The sequence below is a fragment of the Photobacterium piscicola genome, from assembly GCF_900166965.1.
GTDB lineage: Bacteria > Pseudomonadota > Gammaproteobacteria > Enterobacterales > Vibrionaceae > Photobacterium > Photobacterium piscicola.
Genome location: NZ_FUZI01000004.1, coordinates 1 through 22,755 on the forward strand (window position 1 = coordinate 1; position 22,755 = coordinate 22,755).

Genomic DNA, 22,755 nt, shown 5'->3' on the forward strand with positions numbered 1-22,755 from the left:
GACCGCCCACCGTACCGGTGATCGCAATGCTCTGCTGATGGCCTTCTTGTTGAGTAATGACGTTATCGCCAGTGATCTTATCGATATCGATAGTCGCGTTAACATCCACCGTATAATTATGCTCAGCTGTGGCGGTTTTGCTGTTGCCTGCGGTATCAGTGGTGGTCACTGTTGCGCCAACATGATCCGTATTCGCATCCAACAAGGCCTTGCCATCAACAGACAAACGCCATGACTTATCCGCTTGTACTTCGGCGGTGCCTAACGTTTTTCCATCAAGGGTCACTGTTACCCAATCCCCCGCTTTCACATCGCCGCCAACCGTACCGATGATCGCTTGGGACTGTTCAGAATCAGGTCCGGTTACATTATCATCGGTAGCAATCGAGGTAATAGTGATCGTTGCCGCAATGTCAGTATCAACGGTGTAAATATGATCATCTGTCGCAGTAGCGCTATGACCTGCTTCATCATGAGTTGTCACGGTAGCGGTGACATTATCGGTGGTGGCGTTATCTAATACGCTGCCGTCAACCTCTGCCGTCCACGTTAACTTGCCATTGTGATTTTCTACTGTGGCCGTACCTACCGCTTTACCATCTACAGTGATCGTAACGGTATCGCCAACTTTGACATCACCACCAACGGTACCGGTTACAGGCACTTTGCCGTGGGACTCATTCTCATTGATTACATTGTCACCACCAATGGTGGTGATGGTGACACCCGCATTGATGCCAACCTGATAATTTTCTTCACTGTTTGCGGTGTCATTATGTGAACTGTATGACGTTGTGACTGTGGCAGTGGCTTTATCTGCATGCAACACATCCTTGCCCGTGACATTCACTGACCATGTGTTACCCGCCTCAACCTGGGTGTTGTAATCGGTGCCATTGATCGTCACCACGACCTTGTCACCCACTTGCACCTGACCGCCAACCGTACCGGTGATCGCAATGCTCTGCTGATGGCCTTCTTGTTGAGTAATGACGTTATCGCCAGTGATCTTATCGATATCGATAGTTGCGTTAACATCCACCGTATAATTATGCTCAGCCGTGGCGGTTTTGCTGTTGCCTGCGGTATCGGTGGTGGTCACTGTCGCGCCAACATGATCCGTATTCGCATCCAACAAGACCTTGCCATCAACAGACAAACGCCATGACTTATCCGCTTGTACTTCGGCGGTACCTAACGTTTTACCATCAAGGGTCACTGTTACCCAATCCCCTGCTTTTACATCACCGCCAACCGTACCAATAATCGCTTGAGGCTGTTCAGAATCAGGGCCGGTCACCTTATCATCGGTAGCAATAGAGGTAATAGTAATCGCTGCCACAATATCAGTATCAACGGTGTAAATATGATCATCTGTCGCAGTCGCGCTATGGCCCGCTCCATCATGAGTTGTCACGGTGGCGGTGACATTATCGGTGGTGGCGTTATCTAATACGCTGCCGTCAACCTCTGCCGTCCATGTTAACTTGCCATTGTGATTTTCTACTGTGGCCGTACCTACCGCTTTACCATCTACAGTGATCGTAACGGTATCGCCAACTTTGACATCACCACCAACGGTACCGGTTACAGGTACTTTGCCGTGGGATTCATTCTCATTGATCACATTGTCCCCACCAATGGTGGTGATGGTGACACCCGCATCTAACGTAGAGTGCGATATATCACTACTCTCTTCTATATGGCTTTTTTTAATACTTGGCTCGTAAGCAGTATCAAAACCAGCCTTTGCTAGCATTGAATCATTATCATAATTAATTGTGATAAAACTTGCTGTCGCTGACGAACCATTTAATCCCGTACGGCCAGCTGCTAATTCATTACCTGCTGCGGTTGCTTCAAATAATGTAGTCGGATCTTGTCCGGTTAAAATAGCATTATGAATGGCATTAATGTCGTTATCAGAGAACGCAGCATTCTTAATACCATTACTATTAAAATCAATACTATTATCTAAATTAACAACTTTGATTTCATCAACAGATAACATTGAACAAGTGGGCACTGACTGTTCAATAACTTGTTCAATGCCATCTTTTTTAAAAATCATTTTAGTGTTGCTATTTGCAACAATAATTTCATCAGGTTGCAATTGATGATTATCAACAATAGCTAAAACATCCTTATTATTTTTAATAACAAAACAGGTACCATCAATAACCTTTAACTCATTCGTATTATTTTCGATTTTAGCCATAAAAAATCCAACATTTAACCTTACAATTAATAACAATTAACAACCATTAACGTCATTAAATTAGTTATTATCATTAATGCATATTTAACATGTGCATGCCGCTGTATATTCTTACACCGCATTAAACAAAAGATATCACTTTACGTCAATACATTAGATGATTATCATTCACGGATGTGATAATTAATCAACCCATCACGCATAATAATTAGCGATACTTAATATTAAAAATATTAATATAATGAGGAAGGCTATAATATTCATTATTATGATGCATTTTAATAACAACAATTAATAAAGATATCATTCAAAACAAAACATTAACGTTACTACAAGCCTTTATTTTTGAGACATAGGTTTTATATGAGCAAAAAAAACATCTCGATATCAACCAATGATCTCGATTTTATTGATGATAAATCTGCTGCGTTACTATTAAATACCCCGAAGAATGCCAGAGTCATTTTATGGGTAATGGTGTTATTTTTCTTGCTTGCCTTTATTTGGGCTTATTTTGCAAAACTTGATAAAGTTACAACAGGCTCTGGTAAAGTTATTCCATCATCTCAGTTACAAGTAGTACAAAATCTTGAAGGCGGAATTGTTAAACAAATTTTAGTTAAAGAAGGCCAAGCAGTAAAAAAAGGGCAAACTTTATTACTCATTGATGACACTCAGTTTAAATCTGATTTTGAAGAAAAAACACAGAGTCTTGCAGCAACGCATGCGGATTCATTACGTCTTAACGCCTTACTTGCCAGTGTTACCATCAATAAAAACACGAAGAATACCCAATGGAGAAAAAGTGTTAATGTCACTAGATTACCTCCAGTTTTCAGTGCTGAGTTTAAGAAAAAACATACTCAATTAGTACAGCGACAACTTAACCAATTTTCAGGCAAATTAAATAATTTAGAAAACCAACTATCCGTTGCCTCACAACAAGCATCACAAAAAGAACGAGAACTAACAGAAACTCGAGCTCGAGTATCTAATCTTCGTGATAGTTATAATATCGCCTTAAAAGAATACAACATTACTAAGCCATTAGCCGATGAAGGTGTTGTTCCTCGTATTGAATTATTAAAGTTACAGCGATCTCTAAATGATACTAAACGTGATTTAAATTCAGCTAAACTACAAATCCCCGTGACCCAAGCCGCTATTCAAGAAGCTGGATTTAAATATATAGATATTGCTTTGCAATTCCGCTCAGAAATTCAAGCTAAATTGAACGAAACCAGCGATAAATTATCCAGTATGACTGAAACACAGGTGGGTCTAAAAGATCGCGTGAAGCGTACCACTGTCATCTCTCCAGTTAATGGCACCATTCAAAAAATATACGTCAATACCGTTGGTGGCGTTATTCAACCAGGAATGCCACTAATTGAAATAGTGCCCACTGAAGATTCACTATTAATTGAAGCAAAAATAGCCCCACAAGACATTGGTTTTTTAAGGCCGGGGTTACCAACAATCATAAAATTTAGCGCCTATGATTTTACTAATTATGGGGGGCTAAAAGGAACAGTAGAAACAATTAGTGCAGACACAATCCAAGATAAAAAAGGCAATAGTTTCTATCAAGTAAAAATTCGTACCGATGCAAGCAGCCTTAAAGGTCCTAATGGCGAAGCATTACCAATCATTCCTGGAATGACGGCATCAGCAGATATCATTACAGGTAAACGTTCTGTACTTGATTATTTACTAAAACCAATCCTCAAAGCACGTCAAACGGCATTAAGAGAATAAAATAATGACCAAAAAACATGTAGTAAAGAAAATCACTCTATTAATTGGCCTTCAATGTTTGGCAACGCCAGTCATGGCGCAATCTTTAGAGCAAGCTATTGCAGAAACATTATCAACTAACCCTGATATAAAAAGTGCTTACAATGAATTTCAAAGTAAGCATCAATTGATTAATGCGGCCAAAGGCGATTATTTGCCATCCGTAGATCTAGAAGCAGGTATTGGGCATGATGATTACAAAGATAACAGTCCTTCAGGTCAGTACAACCCTCAAAGCGCTCAAATTAATATTCGTCAATTAATTTGGGATGGCTCAATTACGTATAACGATATTCAACGTAATAAATCAGAAACAGAAGCTCAACGCTATCAGTTATTATCTGATGCGCAAGACAAAGCACTTAAAGCAACAGAAGCTTATCTTGATGTTCTACATGCTCAAGATGTATTAACCCTGTCACAATCAAATCTTAAAGTTCATCAGAAAATGTACGTTGATATCAAAAAACGTGCAGATGCAGGTATTGGTTCAACCGCGGATTTAGCGCAAGTAGATGGCCGTTTAGCCAGCTCTAATACTAATTTATTAGCTGCTGAAAGTAATCTTCAAGATAAGATCACCGCTTTTGTTCGAGTTATTGGCGTTTACCCTACCGATTTAGTAAAGCCTGAAGTTGATAGTAATTATCTACCAATATCTTTAGATGATGCATTGGCTAAAGCGAATAAAAGTAATCCGGTGGTTTATATTGCATCAAATGATATTAATGCCGCTGAATATCAATATAAGCAAGCACAAGGTACGTTCTACCCTTCTTTTAGCATTGAAGCATCACAAGAATGGGGACAAGATCTTAACGGTTCAACTGGGGATACAGATGAACTAAAAGCCATGTTAAAAATGCGCTATAACTTATTTAATGGCGGAAGCGACGTCGCTAAATCACGTCGAGCGGCTTACCAAATCAATAAATCCAAAGATATTCGTGATCGCGCCCATCGAATGTTAGAAGAAGGTACTCGCCTTTCATGGAGTGCATTAACATTATCGAAAAAGCAAAAATTATTCTTACAAGAACACGTTGATGCCTCTGCTCGTACCGTTATTGCTTATGAAAAACAATTTAAGATAGGTCAACGTTCTCTACTAGATGTTCTAAACACTGAAAACGAATTATTTGAAGCGCGTAAAGCTTATTTAACAGCGGAGTATGATGGCATATTGGCAAAATACCGCGTGTTAAATGCTACGGGATTAATTCTTAGTGAGATGCGAGTTGAAATACCTCAATCTTGGGCGCAGTCAGTTAAATAAAGGAACAAAATATGAAATACATCGTTATAGGGTTATTTGCACTATCATTATTTGGCTGCTCACTTTCAGTGCCTCAACCACCCATTGCTAAGCAAACCAAAAATTTGTTTGATAACGACAGTGATGGCGTTATCAATCAACGTGATCACTGCCCTAAGACACCACTTGATGCAGTCGTCAATAATGATGGTTGTCCAACCTATGTCGACAGCTCTGAAGAAAATAAAATTCATGTATTGTTTGCTAATGATTCTTCAGCTATTCCGGAAAGCTACATGAAGAACATAAAAGATATGAGTGGATTCTTAACAAAATATCCAAAAACTCATATTGAACTCAAAGGTTATGCAAGCCCAGTGGGTCAAGCTGCTTACAATATTGCTTTATCAGAACGTCGTGCCAACGAAATTCGTCAAGCATTAATCAATGATGGTGTTACACCTTCTCGTATTAAAACAGTTGGCTTTGGCGATAGTGATCCAGTTAAAGCATATGATGTTGAAGAAAGTAATACATTAAGTCGTCGAGTTATTGCACAAGTCATTGGATCTCAGGAAAATGTAGTGAAAGAATGGACGGTATATACCGTTCGTGAAAACTAAACAGAAAACTGCCCATTGAAGAAGATAACTTTTTGGTTACTTTGTTGTTTACTGGCAGCAAATGTTTTTGCTGCCAGTAACACACAACAAATAGAAAAAATAACACAATTTTATGGTGATCGAGCAGGAAAACGAGCAACAGCTTGGCGTCAGCTTATTAATACTTCACAAGATTTGTCTGAATCACAAAAATTAAAGGTTATTAATGATTTTTTTAACCAATTTGTTTTTATCAGTGACCAAAAACTATGGAATCAAGAAGATTATTGGGCTACACCTTATGAATTTGTTGGTATTGGCGCTGGGGACTGTGAAGACTTTAGTATTGCTAAGTATCAGGCACTGCTTGAACTAGGTATTGATGACAATAAACTCAGATTAGTGTATGTAAAAGCGCTTGAACTTAACCAGTTCCATATGGTTGTTACTTATTATCCCACACCATCAGCAATACCTTTGATATTAGATAATCTCAAAGGGAATATTTCACTGGCTACTGAACGTAATGATTTATTACCGATATACAGTTTCAATGGTAGTAAATTATGGCTTATGAAACAAAAAGGACAAGGAGAAATAGCAGGTAATGCTTCACGTTTAAGTCTTTGGAATGATTTACGTAACCGTTCAAAAAAAATAAAACTCAATCACCCACGAAACATTTTTTAATGAGTAAATAACAATGACTCTTTACCGACAACTTCTACTGTGGATGCTAGTTATATTATTTTTACTAACTAGTGCTGTGTTTGCGATTCAATTTAATACCACTAAAAATTATTTAATAGAGCAACAATCAACAGAACTTAATAATGTTGTCAGCTCAATTGGATTTGCATTATCGCCATACATCAAAGCAAAAGATTTTGTTGCTGCAGAGTCCGTTATCAATGCAACTTTTGACTCTGGCTATTACAGCCAAGTAAAACTAACATTATTAGACTCTAACAAAGAGATTATTCGTCATTATCCACAAATCACGAATAATGTTCCTTATTGGTTTCAATCTTTAGTGCATATTAAAAGCATATCTCAAACAAGAACCTTAACCAGTGGTTGGTTACAACTTGCCAATATTTCAGTTACTAGCAGCCCTATATCAGCCTATATCCAATTATGGAATGCAACTATTCAATTAGTGCTTGGATTTATAGCTTGCCTATTATTCGGTGCAATTGTGCTGGCATTCGTTCTCAATAAAGTACTAAAGCCTCTAAAACAAATTCAAAAAAGTGCACAAGAAATGGCGCTTAACCATTTCACAGATCCGCTACCAGAACCTCACACTCGTGAATTAATTGATCTGGTTACCGCTTTTAATTCAATGAATGTTCAGTTGCAGCAGCATTTTGAACAACAAGCCCAAGAAGCCGATTCATTACGAGTTCGTGCCTATCAAGATCCTGTTTCTGGATTAGCTAACCGTAGCTATTTAATCACTAAACTTCAATCATGGTTACTTGGTAAGCCAAGTGGTGGCATCATTTTATTAAAGTCCGACACCATAGAAAATAGTTACCAACAATCAGGTTATGAGTCAGGTGATCAGCTCGTATTAAAACTTGCAGAACGCTTAAAAGAATTGTCAGCGGATGATGTTACGATCGCCCGTTTAAATCAATCTGAGTTTATCCTTATTGCCCCTAATGCTTCTGAAGATGACCTTATGGAAACGGGGCGATGCATGCTCTATATGACATCAGAACTAAACTCAGATCCTCTGGGTATTGCGCCGCTTCAAGCTGCCGTTGGTATTGTCGTTTGCTCTGCTACATTAACTATTACCGCATTACTTGCTCATGCTGACAACGCCCTAAATAAAGCACGCCAACAAGTTAAAGAGCCGATTGCGCTATTAGATAGTAATAAGAACAAAACAATACCAGCAATGGGTAAACAACAATGGAAAACATTAGTTGAAGAAGCGATTGCAAATAACCTACTTCATTTTACGTTCCAAAAAGCTATTGATAGCAATAATAATGTCATTCATAAAGAGATGTTTGCTTACATTAAAAAAGGTCAGCACCGTTTTAATGCCGGGCAATTTTTATCTGCAATAGAAAAACTCAATGAAGGCACTAAATTTGACTGCTATGTCATTGATTCTATTTTTAATCAATTAACCAAACAAACAAAATCAGTCCCTGTCGCCATTAATATTACTCAAAGTAGTATTAATGACACCGGTTTTATTCGTTGGCTTAACCGAAAACTTCAGTCTTACCCACAAATGAAACAATCCATTTTATTTGAATTACCTGAAATTTGTTTTATTAAAAATATCGATAACACTAGCTTACTTTGTGAAATAATTTGCAAAAATGGGTTCCAATTTGGTATCGATAATTATGGTCATAATTTTAGCTCTCTGGGTTATCTCAATAAATTACGTCCTAACTATGTGAAGCTAGATTTTGCGTACACGTCACAATTAGACGATCAAATGAAAACTGATGTTTTAGAGTCAATAACACGTAGTGCCAATAACTTATCAATACTGACAATTGCTTCTCGTGTAGAAACGATTGAACAAAAAGAAAAGTTAACACAACTAAAGATCCAAGGTTTCCAAGGTTATATCACAGCTCAGTTAGTTAATGGGAAATAACATGAAAGATCCATTACTTCAATCACTTGTTTATATTAGTCGTTTCTACGGCCAAGCAAATTCACCAGATGCATTAATTGCAGATCTGCCTCTCACTGACGGATTACTTACTCCATTTTTATTACCTCGAGCAGCAGAAAAAGCCGGTCTTCAAGCCAAACAAACACGGCTAGATCTTACTCAACTATCACCATTACTCTTTCCTATCATTGCATTACTAAAAGGTGGAGATGCTTGTGTCATCCTCAGTATTGATAAAGAAAAAAGAGAAGCTGAAGTTGTATTGCCACAAAATGATGGCTCAGAACAATGGCTTAATATTGATGAATTAAATGCGCAATACAGTGGCCATTTATTCTTAATAAAAAAACGTTTTCGTTACGATGAACGCTCACCCGAGATTCTAAAAACACGTCAAGGCCATTGGTTTTGGAGCACCTTGTGGGAATCACGCAGTATTTATCGTGATGTCTTTATTGCCTCTATTTTAATTAACATGTTCGCCATTGCTGCACCATTATTTACTCGTTTGGTTTATGACAAAATCGTACCCAATCTTGCATTTGATTCTTTATGGGTGCTTGCTATTGGTATTACCATTATTTTTATTTTTGATTTCGTTTTAAAAATATTAAGAAGTTATTTTATTGATTTGGCAGGAAAAAAATCAGATCTTTTAATTTCAGCAAAAATATATAGCAAAGTAATGGGCATCCGTATGGAAGCAAAGCCAGCTTCCGTTGGTGCTTTTGCTCGTCATTTACAAGAATTTGAATCTATTCGTGAATTTTTCACCTCGGCGACGGTTTCATCATTAATCGATTTACCATTTGCACTACTGTTCTTATTTATAATCTATGTTATGGCTGGACCCCTAGCATTAGTTCCACTTATTGCAGTCTTAATCTTGGTTATCTATAGTTATCTTATTCAACGTCCATTACGACGTACAATTGAGGAAGGATCGCGTTTAGCTTCCCAAAAACACGCTAACTTAATTGAAAGTTTATCTGGTTTAGAAACCATCAAAATGTTTGGGGCACAAAGCCAGTTTCAATATCGATGGGAAGAAGCCGTTACCCATATTTCAAACTGGGGACTAAAATCTCGTCGTTTAACAGATTCAGTTCAAAATACCGCAGGATTTTTACAACAATTTGTATCAGTCGCAATGATTGTTGTTGGTGTGTATTTAATCGCTAACGGTGATCTAACCATGGGTGGATTAATAGCATCAACGATGCTAAGTGGTCGTGCTGTTGGTCCGATGGTACAACTCGCACTACTATCAACCCGTTATAATCAAGCTAAATCAGCCATGACCATTATTGAGCAATTAATGGCAATGCCACTAGAGCAAGAAGAAGGTAAACGCTATATTCATCGTCCAATTATTCGAGGAAAAATAGAATTTGATAACGTCACATTTAGTTATCCAAATGCAACCCAAGCGGCATTAAAAAATATCAGTTTCACAATCAACCCTGGTGAAAAAGTGGCCATTATCGGTCGTATTGGTTCAGGAAAAACCAGTCTTGAACGTATATTAATGGGACTATATCAACCTCAACAAGGATCTGTTCGCGTTGATGATACGGATATAAACCAATTACATCATATTGATATTCGACGTAATATTGGTTGTGTGCCACAAGATATTACTCTCTTTTTTGGTTCAATTCGCGATAACATTATACTTGGACGGCCATTAGCAACAGATAAAGAAATTTTACTTGCGGCAGAACGTGCAGGAGTAACCGCATTCACTCAGCATGATGCTGCGGGTTTAGAAAAACAAGTGGGTGAAGGTGGTCATGCCCTTTCCGGCGGCCAACGTCAAGCCATCGCTATAGCGCGTGCATTTCTTAGCCAGCCCCCAGTACTTATTATGGATGAACCAACAAGTAGTATGGATAATCGTTCAGAAATGTACATTAAACAGCAGTTACGTCAAATGAAGCAAGATGATACTTTAATCCTGATCACCCATAAAACAGGAATGCTGGATGTAGTGGATCGATTAATCGTTATGGAACATGGTCATATTGTTGCTGACGGACCGAAAGAACAGGTATTACAAACATTACGCAATGGCAATATTAATCAATCATCAGCCAATAAATAGTGAGAATAGTCATACATATGATTATTTAATTAATAATAGTTGTAATGTATAGCCAGTTTGTCCACCATAACAAACTGGTTATTTAAACTCTTTAGGATTCTCGTGGAAAAAGTTGCTATTTTTGTCGATGTCCAAAACATCTATTACACCGTTAAAGAAAAGTACCACTGTAATTTTGATTACAATGCTTTTTGGGCAGAAGTATCACAAGGCCGCGAAATTATTGCAGCTTATGCTTACGCTATTCATAAAGGTGATGAAAAACAGCGCCAATTCCAAAATATCCTACGGGGAATTGGTTTTGACGTTAAATTAAAGCCATTTATTCAACGCAGTGATGGCTCAGCGAAAGGTGACTGGGATGTTGGAATCACTATTGATGTGTTAGAACATGCTGCAGATGTTGATCGTATTATTTTATTATCTGGCGATGGTGATTTTGATTTATTGGTTGATAAAGTACAGACCAAATACAATACCATCGTAGAAATATATGGAGTGCCTGGTTTAACTGCAACCTCATTAATTAATACAGCACAACATTATCGAGAAATAGAAAATACTCTATTACTGGGACGTTAATATTATAAAAAAGGCCAACAATTATGTTGGCCTTTTTTATTCATCAAATTTTATTTAATATGCTGAGCATGAACAAGATCTGGATGACTATAAATATCCATGAGTTCACTGGTTGCTTGACGTACCATTTTCACAGGAACAATAATGAAATAAATAGACGCTAAAATCACCATTGTAGGATCTGCATAAACAGCTAAATGTGCATATTGAGTCATCATTAAAATTTTCGCGACCACAAAACCCATTAATACAGCAGCACTGATCACGGTATCCATGACCCACTGTTTAGCTTCGGCATCAGCTAATACTGATGAGATATTTTTACTTTTGATTTTGATATAACGATATGTGCCATAACAACCCACAACACTGATCATACCAAAAGCTAAAGCAACACCCGCATTAATATCACGACCACCAGCCAAAATAGCTTCAACAGCTGAATAGAAAGACCAAATACACATTAAAGCAATAACTGAGCCTTTAATCGCAATAACAGCTGGTGCTATCATTGCTACTTGCGAACTATCTTTATTTATTTCAGGTTTATGAAGATAATGCGCGGCACCCAGAGATAACATGGTTAACGCCAAGCTTACTAAAGAATATGCACCATCAAAAATAATCACTAAAGAACCAACAAGTGACCCAAGCACAATCCCTAAAATAGCAAAAGTAAACGATGACACGGTAGACAACAGGAGTAAACCGCGCTCTTGTTGCATTGAACTAGACATATAGACCTCAATCGACAAATTTTTCGTCGTTTTTTGTTTAATTGTGAAACTAATAAGATGATACAACCACTTCTATTAATACTATAATCACTGAGCGTCGAATTTATCGTCGCTAATAAGCGTTATTATACTTCCCATATCACAACATTTATTACATTGGTGCCATCAATGAAAATAGCTCAGATTGAAATGTTTTTATCAACGATAAAAACAGGCTCAATTGCCGAAGCCGCTCGTCGACATGGAAAAAGTCGAACTACAGTCAGTGCAGCATTAAGTTCATTAGAAGATAGTTTAGGCGTTGAATTGTTAAACCGCAGTGGTAACCGCATTACTCCAACCGTTATTGGCGAAGCGACTGTTAATGATTTTGAACGTATTATCTTAATCGCTAGAGATATTCATACACGATGTGAACAATATAATGTAGGAGTAGAAGCCAGTATTCGTATTGCACGCGATGATTCATTACCAGAATCATTATGGCGTCAATTATTACGCCAAATACGCACTCAATTTCCACAAACAAGTGTGTCAATTTATAGTGCGCCAACACAAGAATTAGAAGAGATGGTGGCGCAAAATCTTGTTGATGTCGCTTATGGTTTATTACCTAATACACATCTTTTTTCACGACTACAACAAACAGATCTTGGCCAAATACGGATGATGTCTGTCGCTCACAAAGACCACCCTCTAAGCCAACTTCGAAAAGTAAATGATGCAGATCTCGAGCGTTACACTGAAATTGCTGTCGCTTATTTTGATGAAGAAAGCTTACGTATTGTAACCCCTAAGGCTGGGAAATATATCGCTTTATCTTTTTACGAACACTTACGTGATGCCGTACTTGATCAAACGGGTTGGTCATCTTTACCTGCAATTCTCATTAAGCAACACCTACGAGAAGGCACCCTTCAAGTGATTAAGTATAATAAAGCCATGAATTGGCAATCATATGGTGAAGTTGTTGAAAATGAGTCTCGACGCGGAACAGTTGTAAAATGGTTATCCGAACAATTAGAAAGCTATTTATTTGATGAAGGCGATTAATGTTGAATATTCACATTTATAACAGCAAAATTAATCACATAAATACAACCTAAGCATAGATCTATAAAACACTCACATTTTAAGCATAATATCTAAAATAATGGTAAATATACCTAACAAAAAGCCATTTATTGCTAGACTTATTCCCATCTATAAATAAATTTTCAGAAAAAAACCAACACCTATGAGAATAAATTATTATTTAATAAGATAATTTATAGTTAAATCTTCAACTACAGGCTAGATTGCACAGCGTTTTTAATTCAATATGTGCGCCGCAAATAAGGTCGTCTAACACCAGTGTCATTAATGATACTAAATAACGATTAAAAACGACCTAGCATATATGTAATAACGTAACAATAGCAGTGACGGACTAAGTATAACCATTCAGCCGTTACAAGAGTAAAGAAGAAAGTTATATCATTCGTTGTTTATCTTTTCTAACGTACCCTTAATCGTAATTTAAAAGGAAATAAGCTTTATGATGAGAAAATTAGTTGCTGAATTTATTGGCACCGGTTGGTTAGTACTCGGTGGCTGTGGTAGTGCAGTATTAGCTGCAGCATACCCTGATTTAGGTATTGGCTTTTTAGGTGTTGCTCTAGCATTTGGTTTAACTGTTGTGACAATGGCATACGCAATTGGTCATATCTCAGGTTGTCACTTAAACCCTGCCGTTACTGTTGGTCTATGGGCTGGCGGTCGTTTCCCTTCTGGTGACGTTATTCCTTACATTGCATCACAAGTACTTGGTGGTATTGCTGGTGCTGGTGTGCTTTATATTATTGCAAGTGGTCAAGCTGGTTTTGATCTTGCCAATGGTTTTGCTTCTAACGGTTACGGTGCCCATTCTCCTGGCCATTACTCTTTACTATCAGCATTTGTTACTGAAGTAGTAATGACATTCATGTTCTTATTCGTAATTTTAGGCGCTACACATAAACTTGCTTCACCACAAATGGCTGGCCTTGCTATTGGTCTAGCACTAACACTGATTCACTTAATCAGTATTCCAGTAACAAATACTTCAGTTAACCCTGCTCGTAGTACTGGTCCTGCATTATTTGTAGGTGATTGGGCAACATCACAGCTATGGATGTTCTGGGTAGCTCCTCTTATTGGTGCGGCAATTGCGGGTGTTGTATACCGTTGGTTATGTCCTGACAACGAATACCGTTCAGTAAGCTAAGCTTACGAAGCCAACACTGAATATAAAAAAGCGAGCTTAATCATTAAGCTCGCTTTTTTTATGGCTTATAATTTATACGGTGCTCATCAACTTCACATTTAGAGATCAACCAACTGTAACAACACTTGTACTGGATGTTTAAATTGAATATGTTCTAGTCGCTTAACTTGACTACGGCATGAATAACCAGTCGCCATACAGCGAGTGGGATCATACTGATCAATCTTCTCTTTCCAACTTAAATTAAACACGCTCTTTGACGCTTCTAATTTATCGCTTTCATGACCGAATGTACCCGCCATTCCACAGCATCCCACTGGCACCGATTCCATGACACCACCCAAATGGGTAAAAATAGCCCCCCACTGCTTTTCCGCATTAGGTAGTTTAGTTTTTTCCGTACAATGGGCAAATAGGTACCAGGGCTTATCATTTAATGCTGGCCTTTGAGATACTTGTTGTAATAATGGCAATAACCATTCATGTGCGGTTAAAACTGTAAATTTACCTCGGCCTTGCTGTAGCACTTCAGTGTATTCATCGCGATAACACAGCACTAAAGCAGGATCGACACCTACCATAGGTATATTTAATACCGTTAATTGATTTAAAAAATCAGCCGTTGATGTCGCCGTTTTTGCAAACGCTTTTAAAAACCCTTTTACGTGTTGTGCTTTTCCATTGGGTTTAAATGGCAATAAAATCGGCTTTTTACCCAACTTTTCAATTAAATGGATGAAATCACGTACAACTTGCGCATCATAAAAGCTAGTAAAAGGATCTTGAACTACCAAAACGTAATTTTCTCGCTCATGATCTGATAAAGCTTGTAACCATAACATGTCAAAACATAACACATGATGACCACTTAAACTTTCAGCTAAAGTTGGCACTGACAATAAAGGCATATCAACATAACCAATAGTCTTTAAGGTTAACTTTTTCGACCATTGTGGCCTGATCACACTGTTTACGATGACTGGTGCTTTCGCCATTAGTGGTAAAATATTTTCAACATATGCCACTAAATAATCTTTTACCGGACGTTGATAACGGCTGTAATATATATTCATAAATCGTGAGCGAAAGCTTGGTACATCAACTTTAATCGGACATTGACTAGCACACGCTTTACACGCTAAACAACCATTCATCGCTTCCATGACTTCATGAGAAAAATCATAGCGATGACGATTAGAACCATAGGTATTTTTTAAACGATCAATAATCTGTTTGATTGTTGGAGATGTGGTTAATAACTGTTGTTCTAGTTCATCAGCATTGATTCCCTGCTCAGCTAATTGCCTTAGCCATTCACGTACTAACCCCGCTCGTCCTTTAGGTGAATGGCGACGATCAGCTGAAATCTTCATTGAAGGACACATTGGTGAACTGGTGTCATAGTTAAAACACAAACCATTACCGTTACATTCCATAGCTTGTTTAAAACTATCTCGTGTTGTGACCGCTATTTGACGATCATAAAAACCCCGTTTCACACTATCAACTTTTACTAATTCACTGTCGTTACCAAGTGGTGTACAAATTTTACCTGGGTTCATACGATTATGGGGATCAAACGCCGCTTTAATTCGACGTAGCTCGGTAAATAATTCTTCACCAAAAAAAGCAGGACCATATTCAGAACGGAATCCTTTACCGTGTTCACCCCACATTAGACCACCATATTTAGCGACCAATGTAACCACCTGATCTGATACTTCTTTCATTAACAATTCTTGTTGAGGATCGCACATATCCAATGCAGGACGGACATGTAAGACGCCTGCATCAACATGACCAAACATGCCGTAATTAAGCCCTTTCTCATCCAATAACTGTCTAAACTCAGCAATAAAATCGGCTAAGTTTTCAGGCGGTACACAAGTATCCTCAGCAAATGCTATCGGCTTTTTAGTGCCTTTTGCAGCACCTAATAGACCCACGGCTTTTTTTCGCATGGTATACATTTTTTGAATACTGGCTAAATCATCACAAACTTGATAACCAATAACACCTGCTTGTTGATTTGCTATTAGTTGGTCAAGTCGCTGACACAATGCCGCAACGTGTTGCTGGTTCTCAACAATGTCATTGCTTGCATATTCCACCATGTTAATACCTAACATGGTTTTTCCTTCAACATCGGTTAATAAACTTTCAACAGTATTCCAAACAATATCTTGTTTCGCTAAATTCAAAACTTTGGAATCAATGGTTTCAACAGACAATGCAAGAGCATCTACCATCATAGGAGCATTACGTAATGCCGAATCAAAACTATCATATTTAATATTCACTAAAGTACGAGACTTTGGAATCGGTGTAATATTTAATTTTGCTTCTGCTATAAAAGCTAAAGATCCTTCAGCGCCACATAATAACCGTGCAATATCAAATTTTTGAAGTTGGTCATCATAAACATTTTTCAAATCATAGCCGGTAAGAAACCGATTAAGTTGTGGAAACTTATCAACTACTTGTTGGCGTTTATTTCGACAAATTTGAGCTGTTGTCTGAATCGCATGATCAACCAATGCAGAATTGTCCAATGCTTGTATTTGTTCATCATTCAATGGCTCAGTATTGAGTACAGAGCCATCAACTAATACCGCGGTCAATGCCAAGACATGATCAGACGTTTTGCCATATTTCAATGAGCCTTGACCAGAAGCATCAGTATTAATCATGCCTCCAATAGTGGCACGATTACTGGTTGAAAGATCGGGAGAGAAGAAATAGCCATGTGGTCGTAAAGCATCATTAAGTTGATCTTTAATGACACCACTTTGAACACGTACCCAACCTTCCGTAATATTAATCTCTAATATTTGATTTAAATAACGGGAAAGATCAACCACAATTCCTGATGTTAGTGATTGTCCATTTGTACCCGTGCCGCCACCGCGAGGAGAAAATGTAACACTCTGATAATCATCATGACAACCAACCTTCCCAATAAGAATAAGATCATCAATATTACGAGGTAATACCACAGCTTGAGGTAACTTCTGGTAGACACTATTATCAGTTGCAACCGCTAACCGGCTAGCATAACTTTGTTCAATATCACCTTGAAAACCAGCATCGAATAATGCGGTTAAATACGATAGTACGCTATTATCAATACTACTTTGATAGGTTAATGCAGGTAACATATTTTTTACTCTCCCTTTTCCAGTGATTACGCATTCATGCGTTGCCATATCCAATAGCACTGGATTTACTCTTCATTATTAGTAACTTTAACAATACGTTAAATGTATATAGTTGCACTTTACTCTACCTAGAAACTAAACAAAACAATTTATAACGTGTATATTACTTATACTACGAGTTAATAAAATAAAGCCCTAATAATAGAGCTTTATTTTAATAGGACTTAATGTACAAAGATCCCTAAATGCCGCCCATCAACGTATATTTCATTTCAGTGTATTCTTCTAGCCCTTGGTGTGCGCCTTCACGTCCTAACCCAGACTCTTTAACGCCACCAAAAGGAGCTAATTCTGTAGAAATAAGGCCTTCATTCACACCAACCATGCCATATTCTAATGCTTCACTAACGTTAAATGCGCGCGATAGTGATTGTGTATAAATGTAAGCTGCCAAACCTGAATCAGTATTATTAGCACGCTCAATCACATCTTGATCGTCGTCAAAGCTAAAAATAGCCGCTAATGGTCCGAAAGTTTCTTCCGTCGCAACTAACATGTCATCTCGAACATCACGAATAATCGTCGGCGTAATAAAGCAATCACTTGATGCTTGTTGACTACCTAGCACTAAATGAGCACCTTTTAACATCGCATCATGAATATGACGTTCAACTTTTTCAACCGCCGCTCGATTAATCAATGGACCAATAGTCACACCATCATCAAGTCCATTACCGACCTTTAATAAAGCGACTTGTTGACGTAGCCGATCAATAAATTGATCGTAAATACTATGATGTACATAAATACGATTAGCACAGACACACGTTTGGCCTGCGTTACGAAATTTAGCAATCATCACACCTTCAATGGCGCGATCAATATCAGCATCATCAAAAATAATAAAGGGTGCATTACCGCCTAATTCTAATGACACTTTTTTCACACTTGCCGCAGCTTGCGCCATCAACAATTTACCAATCGCTGTAGAGCCAGTGAAGGAAATCTTCTTAACCTTCTTATTACCCGTAAGCTCTGCACCAATTTTAACCGCATCCCCCGTTACAACACTGAATAAGCCATCAGGAATACCGGCTTCTTGCGCTAATGCTGCAAATGCCAATGCTGTAAAGGGAGTATCAGGTGCAGGTTTCAATACCACGGCACAACCTGCGGCAAATGCAGGGCCACATTTACGCGTGATCATTGCCGCGGGGAAATTCCATGGGGTAATAGCAGCCACAACCCCAACAGGTTGGCGTGAAACCAAAATTCTTGCGTCAGCTTTATGGCTTGGAATTATTTCACCATTCATCCGCTTAGCTTCTTCGGCATACCATTCAACAAAGCTTGCCGCATAGGCTATTTCACCTTTAGCTTCATTCAGTGGTTTACCTTGCTCTAAGGTCAAAATAGTCGCTAATTCAATAGAATGATTGATAATAAGCTCATACCATTGACGTAATACGGTCGCTTTATATTTAGCCGTTGTTTTTGACCAACGTCGATATGCATTATCAGCACAATCTATTGCTACACGTGTTTCTTCAACTCCCATTAAAGGAACATTTCCAATAACCTCACCGGTAGCAGGATTAGTGATAACCGTGTGTTTTCCTGAATATGCGTTTACCCATTCGCCGTTAATAAACGCTTGTTGCTTAAACAAACCACCTAAAGATAATGTCATTACGATACCTTGCTTTATTTTTTCAATGCACGAATAGCCAGAAGAACCCCCGTTAAACTGTACATTGAAATAAATAACTGACTGATTACATTATTATATTACAACCTTACCAATATAACAGCTTAGGAAGCTATTCAGTAACATGTTATCGATAGAAATAAAATCGCAAAAATTAGGCTATTCATCTGCAAATAATTATTATCGCGACTACGCTTTAAATAACATAGATATTAAGAATGAACGATAGCTTTACTTTTATTTTAAAGTGGACATAAATATCTTATGCAGAAAAGTAGACAACTTACTCATATTCGTCATGGCATTAAAAAAGGCATTACTACTTCTTTCATCCATGAACAACATTTTCCTACCACAAATCCATTCGTTTTATGGGAACATTTCACGTCAAAATCCCCCACGAACCATGGTTTGAGTTTTCATGGCCACTCAGGAATAGAAGCTATTAGCTACCCCCTCACTGGCACTATTTTACATCATGATTCAACACAACAGCATCATATCGTGAAAAGTGGTGATATCCATATGATGACGAGCGGTCAAGGTATTATTCATAAATCAACCACATTACCTCAGCAATCAACAACAGAATCATTCCAGTTATGGATGGCATTACCAGCAGCAAATAATAATGAAATGTGCCAACCAAAAAGCCAACTATTTAAGAAACACCACCTTCCCTTAGTAGAAGATAATCATTCAACAACAAAAGTATTGGTTGGTGATTACCAGCAACACACCAGCCCAATTAAAAGTCATTGTGAGTTAATATTGCTCGATATTATTATGACATCTTACAGTACATGGTGCTTTACCCCGCCCCAAGATTATCACTCCTGCTTTATTTACTTAAAATCTGGTATTTCTTATAGTGCTAATAATAAATTAATGCCGTTTCAAATGGGATTTTTCGAATCATCATCAGCACCAATAATAATAACCACAACAGATCATAGTTCACGTTTTTTCATTGCTTGTGCCGTTCCATTAAAACAGCCATTAATAACAAATCAACATTCCGTTCACTCTTGTGAGAATAATATGAGTAAAAGTGAGGTAACAATTAAAAATTTAATGGAAACTATTAAAAATAAAAATGAATAGTTAACTATGATTATATATATATCAATAAAAAATACTTATAAGTTTAATATGCATGATTGCGCTCATACCATGATATTATTTAAAACTATTCCTATACTAAAAATAATGCATTAATGCGTAATAAATAACATGGCTAGTGTTGTAATTGCGCCATCATAATTAATGTCACAAGGTATTTTTTATGCTAACCTTCAAAAGGTTTTCTTCAAATTACTCAATATATATAAAAATAGCATTACAGTTGCTCTTGTTCCTTGCTTCAATTTACATTATTTTTCAAGCACTTATTAAGATTGGCTTCTTTGATAAAGATACTTTGAATGTCATTCACAACCATCATGTAAAATTAAATATCTTACTAATCTGTACTCTTTTTTTTGTTTTTTTCTATATTTTAAACCGTATTAACAAATGGTTTATTAAACCATTACATCAATTAAAAAACACAACCAATAACCAATACAGTATATATAACAATGAAAATATTCATGAGAGTGATATTTTTAAATGTTATCAAGTAATGATTCGTAACGCTACCGAGAAAGATACTAATATAGATTTAGAGATCTCAACTCTGACCAAAGAAAAACAAACAGATATACATCAGCAACAATTAACATCAAGTATATTTAATAACAGCCAAGATGTAATTATCTTTCTTGATAGCAATGGTATCATTACTCGTGTTAACCCTATCTTCTGCCGCCTTATTGGTCTTAATTATGAAAATATCATTCACCAACCTTTGATTAATTTCATTCATACTCCAGCATATGAAAAAATTAAAGCATCCCTTTCTCATGGGCTTAATAACTCACATCAATGGCAGGGTGAATTTAATATTCAACACATGGTAAGCAAAAAGAACATTCCTTTATATGTAAAGGTAAATAAATTAATTGACATTAAAAACAATCATATACAATATTCAATTATCGCAACTGACCTTACAACCATAAAAGAAATTGATCGATTAGTATATATCAATCACCATGACCCATTAACAGAGCTACCCAATAGAATAGCACTGACTAATCGTTTAAATGATGAACTAAAAAATCAACTTACTACCCATCATATATTCGCTGTCCTTTTTATTGATTTAGATAGTTTTAAAATCATTAATGATAATTATGGCCACCAAATAGGTGATAAAGTGTTAAAAATCACAGCCAATAAATTACGTAATGCTGTAAAAAAAAGTGATATGGTTGCGCGTCTTTCTGGTGATGAGTTTATCGCAATAATTAATCCCGCCACAAAACATACCGATGTCATCAAAACATGCAAACGTATACTAAAAATACTTCAACAACCGATAATTATAAATCAACATCATTTAGCCATTAACGCAAGTATCGGATGTTATTATGTGCATCCAAATATGCAACAGACTATTGATGATATTTTATTCCAAGCAGATATTGCGATGTATCAAGCCAAAATGGCCGGCAAGGGATGCCTTGTAGAATGTAATTCGTTTTGATGAAAATGCCGTATCTGCCAGAACAGATACGGCATTTAAAATGAATATCAATTTATGGGCGTGTCGCTAATTGAAAAGTACCATTTGATTGGAACCAAATGGCTTGTTTTTGTTTGCGTCCAAGTAATAAAGGACCGTCATCAAAAAACAAAAAATTCTTCCAGTTGCGTTTAAATACACCCCATTTAGTTTCGATAATATTGTATTTTTCATAACAGAAAAAAATGGTTGTGTTATCTTCCCACTTTATATCAGCCAACAGCTCTGCTGGTAACTCAGGTTCATCACTGTCCCAAGCTTGCTGCCAGTCTATTGCATCCGACCAAATTTTTTTATCAAAGGCCCAATCACCTTTTTCAAAATGATCTGCATCAGGACTCTGACTACTCACGTGTTCACACCACAATTGCGCCGAACGAGCTTGAGTAAATGGTTTTATTTGTACTAAATCAGCTTCAGCCACAGGCATTGAAGCATGAGTGAAAATCCATTTACGCGCGTAACTATCAAATTCGGTATAATTCATTTGTCAGCCTAAAAAAATAAAGACGACGCAATGTACATCAGTGATGATATTTGTTCCAGTATCTCACCCATAATTTTTATATCTATTCTTTCTGATATAAAAAGGTACAACAAAAAATTGCACCCATTTATGGTATTAGAAATGTGTTTATTTACTTATTCTGTCCCCATAAATCACTGACCCAACCACCGATATGATCATCATAATGATTATCTGAAAAAGTCGGCGATGCTTTTATAGGGCCATCATGATGACATTCAAGAAGTTCAGATATATGCCTCGCCATCGGATCATCGGTGGACTGCATTTGCCTTTTTTGGGCAATTTCCTTAATAATCTGTAATCGATATGACGAGTTCATCTTTTTCATCTTTAACTCCTCTAAGTAAAATACACAAATAACAACCAAATAAAAATAGGCTTCTCCAAGGATTACGTCAAATAACCAATATCAAATCGTCATATCACTAGCGCAGAAAAGTTAACTTTAATTACTTAAAAAACAATACCTTAATATTAATCACATTATTTTTAAAAAGGCCCTCACCTGATAATTAATTTAACCATATGATTCTCATGA

The 22,755-nt window shown here is 37.1% G+C and carries 17 protein-coding genes; 11 read left to right on the forward strand and 6 right to left on the reverse strand.

Annotated features, from left to right (window positions below; translation table 11 throughout):
- A partial coding sequence (locus CZ809_RS11475) for a retention module-containing protein (RefSeq protein WP_144396187.1) occupies positions 1 to 2,218 on the reverse strand: 2,218 nt, incomplete at its 3' end.
- A gap of 363 nt (positions 2,219 to 2,581) precedes the next feature.
- On the opposite strand from CZ809_RS11475, the gene CZ809_RS11480 reads away from it, so the two are divergent.
- From CZ809_RS11480 to CZ809_RS11510, 7 genes are all read left to right on the forward strand, one after another.
- The gene (locus tag CZ809_RS11480; RefSeq protein WP_080157782.1) at positions 2,582 to 3,976 is read left to right on the forward strand and encodes an HlyD family type I secretion periplasmic adaptor subunit; all 1,395 of its coding nucleotides are present in this window, start codon (positions 2,582 to 2,584) and stop codon (positions 3,974 to 3,976) included.
- A 4-nt stretch (positions 3,977 to 3,980) separates the two neighbouring features.
- Positions 3,981 to 5,291 carry a TolC family outer membrane protein gene (locus tag CZ809_RS11485; protein WP_080157783.1) on the forward strand — a complete coding sequence of 437 codons (1,311 nt, stop codon included), beginning with the start codon at positions 3,981 to 3,983 and terminating at the stop codon, positions 5,289 to 5,291.
- Positions 5,292 to 5,302: 11 nt separating this feature from the next.
- Entirely contained in the window at positions 5,303 to 5,893 is a 591-nt protein-coding gene (locus CZ809_RS11490) for an OmpA family protein (protein ID WP_080157784.1), read from the forward strand.
- A 24-nt stretch (positions 5,894 to 5,917) separates the two neighbouring features.
- Complete coding sequence (locus tag CZ809_RS11495) at positions 5,918 to 6,562, forward strand: transglutaminase-like cysteine peptidase (RefSeq protein WP_306341425.1); 645 nt, start codon at positions 5,918 to 5,920, stop codon at positions 6,560 to 6,562.
- A 13-nt stretch (positions 6,563 to 6,575) separates the two neighbouring features.
- Positions 6,576 to 8,504, forward strand: coding sequence for a bifunctional diguanylate cyclase/phosphodiesterase (locus tag CZ809_RS11500; RefSeq protein WP_080157785.1), 1,929 nt, complete (start codon positions 6,576 to 6,578; stop codon positions 8,502 to 8,504).
- 1 nt (position 8,505) lies between these two features.
- On the forward strand, positions 8,506 to 10,629 hold the full coding sequence (locus CZ809_RS11505) for a type I secretion system permease/ATPase (protein WP_080157786.1): 2,124 nt from the start codon (positions 8,506 to 8,508) through the stop codon (positions 10,627 to 10,629).
- Positions 10,630 to 10,731: 102 nt separating this feature from the next.
- Positions 10,732 to 11,211: a LabA-like NYN domain-containing protein gene (locus tag CZ809_RS11510; RefSeq protein ID WP_080157787.1), complete on the forward strand. Its 480-nt coding sequence runs from the start codon at positions 10,732 to 10,734 to the stop codon at positions 11,209 to 11,211.
- Positions 11,212 to 11,261: 50 nt separating this feature from the next.
- Here CZ809_RS11510 and CZ809_RS11515 read toward each other — a convergent pair whose 3' ends face one another.
- Entirely contained in the window at positions 11,262 to 11,948 is a 687-nt protein-coding gene (locus CZ809_RS11515) for a cation efflux transmembrane domain-containing protein (RefSeq protein ID WP_080157788.1), read from the reverse strand.
- Between the two features lie 168 nt (positions 11,949 to 12,116).
- On the opposite strand from CZ809_RS11515, the gene CZ809_RS11520 reads away from it, so the two are divergent.
- Positions 12,117 to 13,001 (forward strand): LysR family transcriptional regulator, encoded by an 885-nt coding sequence (locus tag CZ809_RS11520; protein WP_080157789.1) that lies wholly within the window; start codon positions 12,117 to 12,119, stop codon positions 12,999 to 13,001.
- Positions 13,002 to 13,488: 487 nt separating this feature from the next.
- The gene (gene aqpZ / locus CZ809_RS11525) at positions 13,489 to 14,193 is read left to right on the forward strand and encodes an aquaporin Z (RefSeq protein ID WP_199190742.1); all 705 of its coding nucleotides are present in this window, start codon (positions 13,489 to 13,491) and stop codon (positions 14,191 to 14,193) included.
- A 98-nt stretch (positions 14,194 to 14,291) separates the two neighbouring features.
- Here aqpZ and ydiJ read toward each other — a convergent pair whose 3' ends face one another.
- Both ydiJ and CZ809_RS11535 read right to left on the reverse strand, forming a co-directional pair.
- Entirely contained in the window at positions 14,292 to 17,351 is a 3,060-nt protein-coding gene (gene ydiJ / locus CZ809_RS11530; RefSeq protein ID WP_080157791.1) for a D-2-hydroxyglutarate dehydrogenase YdiJ, read from the reverse strand.
- Between the two features lie 241 nt (positions 17,352 to 17,592).
- On the reverse strand, positions 17,593 to 19,041 hold the full coding sequence (locus CZ809_RS11535; protein ID WP_080157792.1) for an NAD-dependent succinate-semialdehyde dehydrogenase: 1,449 nt from the start codon (positions 19,039 to 19,041) through the stop codon (positions 17,593 to 17,595).
- Positions 19,042 to 19,323: 282 nt separating this feature from the next.
- Here CZ809_RS11535 and CZ809_RS11540 point away from each other — a divergent pair, with 282 nt between their 5' ends.
- Together CZ809_RS11540 and CZ809_RS11545 are read left to right on the forward strand one after the other, a co-directional pair.
- The gene (locus tag CZ809_RS11540; protein ID WP_080157793.1) at positions 19,324 to 20,163 is read left to right on the forward strand and encodes a pirin family protein; all 840 of its coding nucleotides are present in this window, start codon (positions 19,324 to 19,326) and stop codon (positions 20,161 to 20,163) included.
- Between the two features lie 181 nt (positions 20,164 to 20,344).
- Positions 20,345 to 21,649 (forward strand): sensor domain-containing diguanylate cyclase, encoded by a 1,305-nt coding sequence (locus tag CZ809_RS11545; protein WP_080157794.1) that lies wholly within the window; start codon positions 20,345 to 20,347, stop codon positions 21,647 to 21,649.
- 52 nt (positions 21,650 to 21,701) lie between these two features.
- On the opposite strand, the gene CZ809_RS11550 is transcribed toward CZ809_RS11545, so the two are convergent.
- Together CZ809_RS11550 and CZ809_RS11555 are read right to left on the reverse strand one after the other, a co-directional pair.
- Positions 21,702 to 22,175 (reverse strand): DUF2947 domain-containing protein, encoded by a 474-nt coding sequence (locus tag CZ809_RS11550; protein ID WP_080157795.1) that lies wholly within the window; start codon positions 22,173 to 22,175, stop codon positions 21,702 to 21,704.
- Between the two features lie 151 nt (positions 22,176 to 22,326).
- Positions 22,327 to 22,545: a hypothetical protein gene (locus CZ809_RS11555; RefSeq protein ID WP_080157796.1), complete on the reverse strand. Its 219-nt coding sequence runs from the start codon at positions 22,543 to 22,545 to the stop codon at positions 22,327 to 22,329.
- Positions 22,546 to 22,755: the final 210 nt, after the last annotated feature.

Excerpts from the sequence above, each read along its gene's own strand:
- CZ809_RS11520 (WP_080157789.1), top strand. The coding sequence starts at position 12,117 with ATGAAAATAGCTCAGATTGAAATGTTTTTATCAACGATAAAAACAGGC.
- CZ809_RS11480 (WP_080157782.1), top strand. The coding sequence starts at position 2,582 with ATGAGCAAAAAAAACATCTCGATATCAACCAATGATCTCGATTTTATT.
- aqpZ (WP_199190742.1), top strand. The coding sequence starts at position 13,489 with ATGAGAAAATTAGTTGCTGAATTTATTGGCACCGGTTGGTTAGTACTC.
- CZ809_RS11485 (WP_080157783.1), top strand. The coding sequence starts at position 3,981 with ATGACCAAAAAACATGTAGTAAAGAAAATCACTCTATTAATTGGCCTT.
- CZ809_RS11545 (WP_080157794.1), top strand. The coding sequence starts at position 20,345 with ATGCTAACCTTCAAAAGGTTTTCTTCAAATTACTCAATATATATAAAA.
- CZ809_RS11550 (WP_080157795.1), bottom strand. The coding sequence starts at position 22,175 with ATGAATTATACCGAATTTGATAGTTACGCGCGTAAATGGATTTTCACT.
- CZ809_RS11500 (WP_080157785.1), top strand. The coding sequence starts at position 6,576 with ATGACTCTTTACCGACAACTTCTACTGTGGATGCTAGTTATATTATTT.
- CZ809_RS11555 (WP_080157796.1), bottom strand. The coding sequence starts at position 22,545 with ATGAAAAAGATGAACTCGTCATATCGATTACAGATTATTAAGGAAATT.
- CZ809_RS11505 (WP_080157786.1), top strand. The coding sequence starts at position 8,506 with ATGAAAGATCCATTACTTCAATCACTTGTTTATATTAGTCGTTTCTAC.
- CZ809_RS11490 (WP_080157784.1), top strand. The coding sequence starts at position 5,303 with ATGAAATACATCGTTATAGGGTTATTTGCACTATCATTATTTGGCTGC.
- CZ809_RS11535 (WP_080157792.1), bottom strand. The coding sequence starts at position 19,041 with ATGACATTATCTTTAGGTGGTTTGTTTAAGCAACAAGCGTTTATTAAC.
- ydiJ (WP_080157791.1), bottom strand. The coding sequence starts at position 17,351 with ATGTTACCTGCATTAACCTATCAAAGTAGTATTGATAATAGCGTACTA.
- CZ809_RS11515 (WP_080157788.1), bottom strand. The coding sequence starts at position 11,948 with ATGTCTAGTTCAATGCAACAAGAGCGCGGTTTACTCCTGTTGTCTACC.
- CZ809_RS11540 (WP_080157793.1), top strand. The coding sequence starts at position 19,324 with ATGCAGAAAAGTAGACAACTTACTCATATTCGTCATGGCATTAAAAAA.